The sequence below is a fragment of the Priestia sp. 3CA3 genome (assembly GCF_056836725.1).
Map to the genome: position 1 here is coordinate 101013 of NZ_JBXENJ010000011.1, position 6095 is coordinate 107107.

Sequence of the window (6095 nt, forward strand, 5' to 3'; positions counted from 1 at the left end):
TCGCAAAAAAAGAAAGACAAGCTTTTACCCTCGTCTTTCTAGTATATTGCCTTTTTGCTATACTTCAAACTTTTTTTCTTTTCGACTTTTATTAATAAATGAAAAAATGAGGAGTACGACCAGGATAACCGCACATACGCTTGATCCAATCACATTGTTTTTGTTAAACATAAACGATACAAAAATAACAAGCAGTGCTGCTGTTGCAAAGAGCGTTGTATAAGGAAACCACTTTAAGGCAAAAAACGGCTTTTCTTTATACCCTTTACGCAGCTTTAATTGAGCTAAACAAATGCTCACCCAAATGAGAATGATCGTGAAACCTGGAATAGTCATTAAATAACTAATTACATTATCCGGCGTCTTATAGGCTAAAAACAAACCTATTAAAATACAAGCAGCCGTAATCATCAAACCGTTAATCGGAATGCCATTTTTTGAAACTTTCAAGAAGCGCTTTGATGCTTCTCCGCTTTGAGCCATAGCATAGAGCGTACGCGAAGTTGCATACATCCCTGAATTGGCTGCTGATAAAACGGCCGTCAATAAAACGAAGTTCATAATGTGAGCCGCACCTGGCAGACCGGTAATACTAAACACTTGCACAAAGGGACTGTCTTGCCCCGATACAGAATTCCAGGGCATAAGGCCGCAAATAATTAAAATAGGCAAAATATAAAAGCCAATCACTCGCCATACTGTGCCTTTAATTACTTTCGGTAACACGTTTTTTACATCTTTTGTTTCCGTTACGGCCACACCAATTAGTTCAGCTCCCCCGTAAGAGAACATCACAATTAAAAAGGCACTCAGCACACCGCTCATGCCGTGAGGGAAAAAGCCTCCATGAGCCGTATAATTTGCCCAAGGGTTTTGCACATCACTTGGAATTACACCGAATAAAATGAAAGCTCCCAAAATGATAAAAGCAGTAAGAGCAATTACTTTAATACCGGCAAACCAAAACTCAATTTCTCCGTAATACTTCACTTGAAATAAATTCATCCCGACAATCAGCACTGCACAGAGAAAGCTTAAGAGCCAAAGAGGTACAGAAGGGAACCAAAACTTCAAAAAGCTTCCTCCCGCAAGCAGTTCAACAACCGTCACAACAATCCAGTTCACCCAGTACAGCCACCCTACAATAAAAGAGGTTTGCGTACCGAATGCCTTATGCACTAAATTTTGTACGTTCATATTCGGATAGACAATTGCCATCTCCGCTAGTGCTGTCATTACAATAAATAAGATAAGGCCGCCAAATAAATACGCAAGTACAACACTTGGTCCTGCAATACCTAGCGTGTCAGCGCTACCTTTAAAAATGCCTGTCCCAATCATGCCGGCAAGTGCAATGAGCTGCACATGACGAGGCAACAGACCTTTTTTTAAATTTTGATCTTGTTTTCCCATAATGCCCGTCCCTTCTGTTCATTTTACGTGTTAGTTTAACCAAATCACTTCTTGCACAAAAACCCCTACCGGATATTCAGTAGGGGTTGGACCAACACTGTTTTTTTCTTCTATATAATGAATGAAAATAATCTCATTTAATCACTGTTACTTTAGTCATTTTATGCGTTGCAACAATGCATTGTCAATGTTATTTATTTTCCAAAAATAAAGTCAAAAGAGTATCTACACCCTTTTGACTTCTAGTCTTCGTGCAATGACTGATAAAGCATAGTTTACAATAAAATACATCATCGCAATGATCAAAAACATCGGCACCACGTAACTTTGTTTCTGTCCATAAATGATTTGAGCATTATGCAGCAAATCAGGAAGCGCGATGACCACTGCAAGCGACGTATCTTTTAATAATGAAATAAATTGACTAACTAAAGGAGGTACCATTCGTCGCAAAGCTTGTGGCAATACAATAAAACGAAGCGTTTGGTAATAGTTTAAACCTGATGAACGTGCCGCTTCAATTTGTCCTTTTTCAATTGATTTTAATCCGCTTCGGATAATTTCTGAAATCATAGCAGATTCAAATACAGTGAGGGCCACAATCGCTGCTGACGTAATTTCCATATCAATTCCGATTTCAGGTAAAGCAAAGTATGCAAAAAAGATGATTAAAAGAAGCGGCAAATTCCGGATAATTTCTACGACAAAAGCGAGTACATGAGACAGAACTGGAATGTGGGCATACCTTAAAATACCTACTATACTTCCAATAATAAAACTTAACACAATCGAAATGAATGCCACTTTTAAAGTGACCCAAAATCCTTCCATTAAGAAGGAAAGGTGATCAGGAGAATAAGCACCCATAAAATCCATCACTTTCACTCCTTTCAGCTTGTTTTACCAAGACGTTTCTCAAGATAACCAACTCCTAAACTCAACGGAATGGTTAGAACTAAATAAAACAGAGCCACAAAAATATACACATCAAACACTACATAAGTTTGAGAGGAAACAAGATCTGCCTGATACATTAAATCAAAACCAGCAACAATCCCTAGCACGGATGAGTTTTTCACTAAATTAATAAATTGATTCCCAAGAGGAGGAATGACAATTTTAATGGCTTGAGGCAATATAATGAATCGCATCGCCTGACCGTACGTAAGGCCGGATGAACGCGCCGCTTCAAGCTGCCCTTTTGGAACTGCCATAATTCCCGCTCGTATAGCTTCGGCGATAAAAGCTGCCGTATAAATAGTTAATCCCAGCACTCCGGCTGCTGTACCGCTGATTCCTGCCACAATAAAAATAAAAAAGACGATAACCACAAGTGGAATATTTCGAATAAACTCTACGTAGACAGTGCCAATTACATTTACTATTTTGAGAGGGGCTATTCGCATTACCGCAATGATTGTACCAAGTACAAAACTGGCCACTAAAGCAATCAGACTGGCGATAATGGTGTACTTAAAACCTTCTAAATAAAGATCCATATTGTTCGTCAGAATTGAAAAATCCAGCAATTTTCTTCCTCCTTTCAACTAAACAAGCAGGATGAGCATAATGCTGCTCATCCTGAGAAAAGAAAACTGTACGCTTATTGTTTGATCCACTTGTCGTGAATTTCATCATATTTTCCAGAGTCTTTCATTTTTTTAAGCGCATCGTTTAATGCATCTACAAGCTCTTTGTTTCCTTTTTTCACAGCAATGCCATAAGGCTCTTCTGTGAACGGCTTTCCTACTAATTCATAAGAAGGATCTTCATCAGCCATTCCATAAAGAATAGCATCATCAGTTGTTAAAGCATCTCCTTGCTTAGATTTTAAAGCGGTAAATGCTTCTGCATAGTTTTCAAACTCTAATACCGTTGTCTCCGGTGCTTTTTCGCGAATATTAATAGCTGAAGTTGATCCTTTAACAGCCAACACTTTAGTACCTTTCTTCAAATCATCAACGCTTTTAATTTTACTGCCTTTTTTCACAAGAAGAGACTGGCCAGCTTGAAAATACACATCCGTAAAATCCACTTCTTTTTTACGCTCATCTGTGATGGTCATTGTTGCAACAACAGCGTCAATATCTCCTTTTTGAAGAAGAGGAACCCTTGTTTTGGACGTAACTTCTTTAAATTCTACCTTGTTTTCATCTCCTAAAATCTCTTTAGCCAGCTGCTTAGAAATATCAACATCAAAACCTTCTACTTCACCCGTCTTTGGATTCTTTAAGCCAAATAAGCGCGTATCATTTTTAACTCCAATGATAATTTTCCCTCTGTCTTTAATTTCAGTGAGCGCATCTTTTTTAGCTGATGATCCACTCGTTTCTTCACTTTTTCCTCCACAAGCCGCTAACATCATAGCCGCTGCTAATGAAAGCACGGCTGCCTTTAAAAACGTTTTTGATTTCTTCATATTACTCCCCCTATTAAACAATTAATGATTTAAAATACGGCTAAGAAATAAACGTGCCCTTTCTTCTTGCGGGTTTTCATAAAACTCAGCCGGAGTTGCCTCTTCTAAGATTTTTCCTTGATCCATAAATACAATGCGGTCTGCTACTTCTTTAGCAAACCCCATTTCATGAGTTACAACTACCATCGTCATTCCTTCTTTAGCCAATGTTTTCATGACATCCAGCACTTCTCCAATCATTTCTGGATCAAGAGCAGAGGTAGGCTCATCAAAAAGCATAATCTCTGGTTTCATTGCAAGTCCCCTCGCAATGGCTACACGCTGCTGCTGGCCACCTGAAAGCTGGGATGGGTAGGCGTTGGCTTTTTCACCGATTCCTACTTTATCCAAATAGTATAGAGCTGTTTTCTTAGCTTCTTCTGACGACTGTCCCAGTACTTTCATAGGCGCTAAGGTGATATTTTCTAAAACCGTTTTGTGCGGATATAAATAAAAATGCTGAAAAACCATACCTATATTGCGGCGCAGTTTGTTAATATTTGTTTTTTTATCTGCAACCAATATATTATTTACCGTCAATTGTCCGTTAGATATTGTTTCTAAATAATTTATGCATCGCAGCATCGTGCTTTTACCCGAACCCGAAGGTCCAATTACGACGACAACTTCACCTTTTTTAATCGTTAAATTGATATCTTTTAATACGTGAAAATCACCGTAATATTTGTTCACTCCGTCAAAAACAATCATTTTCCTCCTCCTAATCTACGAACAATGATAAATATTTAAATTTTTAAAACATTTAAAATATGTTAAAAATTATATTCTTACCCTTAAAGCAAAGTCAACAGTTGACAAATTATCTCTTTTTTGTAATCAAAATGAACTATCTTCAAATAAAATATGCTAGAAAAATAAAAGGTTTTGTTGGCATTTGCCGATATGTAAGCATACGTTCGCTAGGCTGAAGGTACTTGTATAAGCTTAATCAATAGATTATATTAGTTAACGCATATCTTTATACGAATTGTCTTTCATTTTTCTAGGGCAGTTCTCTCTAATCAGCCCTTTTTCTAATTATCCGTCTATCACTTTATTATATTAATATATATAATTCTCTTAGCAGTAAATTAATAAAAAAGTAAATACAAGCTTTCATTCATGTTAGAGGTTCTGACATAAATATAGTGAAATTATATTATTTCTCTAAAAAACACACGCTTTATTAGCGTGTGTGGCCTTTTATATTTTCCGGACTCATTTGAAAATGCGGATAGTCTTTAAAACCTTGCCAATCTCCTCCCCATTCAAACCCTAAACTTTTTGCGATATCTACAACCTCCATCCAATCAGACCGATTATTGTTATTACCGTCATATTTCATGTCCCAAATAACTTGTCCGTCTTTTAACCCAATAGCAAAATCAATAGCTAGTCCATAGTTATGATAAGACTGGCCGCCCTTTGAATAGGTAACAATGTTGCCTTCTTCCGTCCTGCCTTTTGCATAAAGCTTATCTTGTTCTTCTTTTGAACGGAAACCTTCCGTAATGACAATCGAGATTCCTTGGTCGTTTGCTTGTTGAACAAGTTTATTTTTCTTTTCTTCTACGACAGGATGCAACTCAGCTGCTCCTGAAAAATCTTTTAACGTTGGACCTGGCTTTAACTCATCGCGAAACAAAAATAACAGGCTTACCGCTATCACAACTATCAAAGCTATTGCCAATTTTTTAAGAACGTTCATCTATATAAAGTCTCCATTCTTTTTTGCTGTTACTTAGATAAAATCATATCGAATTTCATTTTGTTATCCAATAAAAGAGCTGTAGTGTTCAACAAACGTCTATATTTTTTCGTTTTTTATCTATTTTCACCATTTTTTCACTATTGGTGGTTACATTAACAATTGTGGACAGCTCTGTACCACACCCCTATAACTTTTAAGGAGTGACAACAGCATGAAAAAGAAACTATTCGGTTATATCATGGCAAGCGGTTTAACACTAGGAGTTATGGCCGCTGCAAACTCCACGGCATTTGCAGCAAGCACAGATGAAACAAGCTCTTCAACGGTTGTAGAGCGAACAAATGGCAATACAACAACTACGAGTGATGCAACACAACAAAAAGTTGATGATATTATGAAAAAAGCACAGGAAAAATTACAGAAACTCGGCGTAAGCTTACCTCAGCATCATAAAGAAGGCCCCTTTAGCAATTTAGATGCTGGTACAAAGGCAAAAGCCAAAGCTATTATGGA

General features: G+C 37.3%; 6 protein-coding genes and 1 pseudogene. 1 reads left to right on the plus strand and 6 read right to left on the minus strand.

The window, feature by feature from the left end; genetic code table 11:
* Positions 1-57: 57 nt before the first annotated feature.
* The 6 genes from AC1VNJ_RS23380 to AC1VNJ_RS23405 form a co-directional block, all read right to left on the minus strand.
* Positions 58-1413, minus strand: a complete 1356-nt coding sequence (locus AC1VNJ_RS23380) for an amino acid permease (RefSeq protein WP_033580704.1) — start codon at positions 1411-1413, stop codon at positions 58-60.
* A 225-nt stretch (positions 1414-1638) separates the two neighbouring features.
* Positions 1639-2289 carry an amino acid ABC transporter permease gene (locus AC1VNJ_RS23385; protein ID WP_482641357.1) on the minus strand — a complete coding sequence of 217 codons (651 nt, stop codon included), beginning with the start codon at positions 2287-2289 and terminating at the stop codon, positions 1639-1641.
* 14 nt (positions 2290-2303) lie between these two features.
* On the minus strand, positions 2304-2942 hold the full coding sequence (locus AC1VNJ_RS23390; protein ID WP_013055074.1) for an amino acid ABC transporter permease: 639 nt from the start codon (positions 2940-2942) through the stop codon (positions 2304-2306).
* A gap of 74 nt (positions 2943-3016) precedes the next feature.
* Positions 3017-3832, minus strand: coding sequence for a transporter substrate-binding domain-containing protein (locus AC1VNJ_RS23395; protein ID WP_028412504.1), 816 nt, complete (start codon positions 3830-3832; stop codon positions 3017-3019).
* Positions 3833-3853: 21 nt separating this feature from the next.
* The gene (locus tag AC1VNJ_RS23400) at positions 3854-4582 is read right to left on the minus strand and encodes an amino acid ABC transporter ATP-binding protein (RefSeq protein ID WP_028410185.1); all 729 of its coding nucleotides are present in this window, start codon (positions 4580-4582) and stop codon (positions 3854-3856) included.
* Between the two features lie 475 nt (positions 4583-5057).
* Positions 5058-5579: a M15 family metallopeptidase gene (locus AC1VNJ_RS23405; RefSeq protein WP_048021637.1), complete on the minus strand. Its 522-nt coding sequence runs from the start codon at positions 5577-5579 to the stop codon at positions 5058-5060.
* 214 nt (positions 5580-5793) lie between these two features.
* On the opposite strand from AC1VNJ_RS23405, the pseudogene AC1VNJ_RS23410 reads away from it, so the two are divergent.
* Positions 5794-6095 (plus strand): annotated as a pseudogene (locus AC1VNJ_RS23410) (hypothetical protein); the annotation flags it as partial.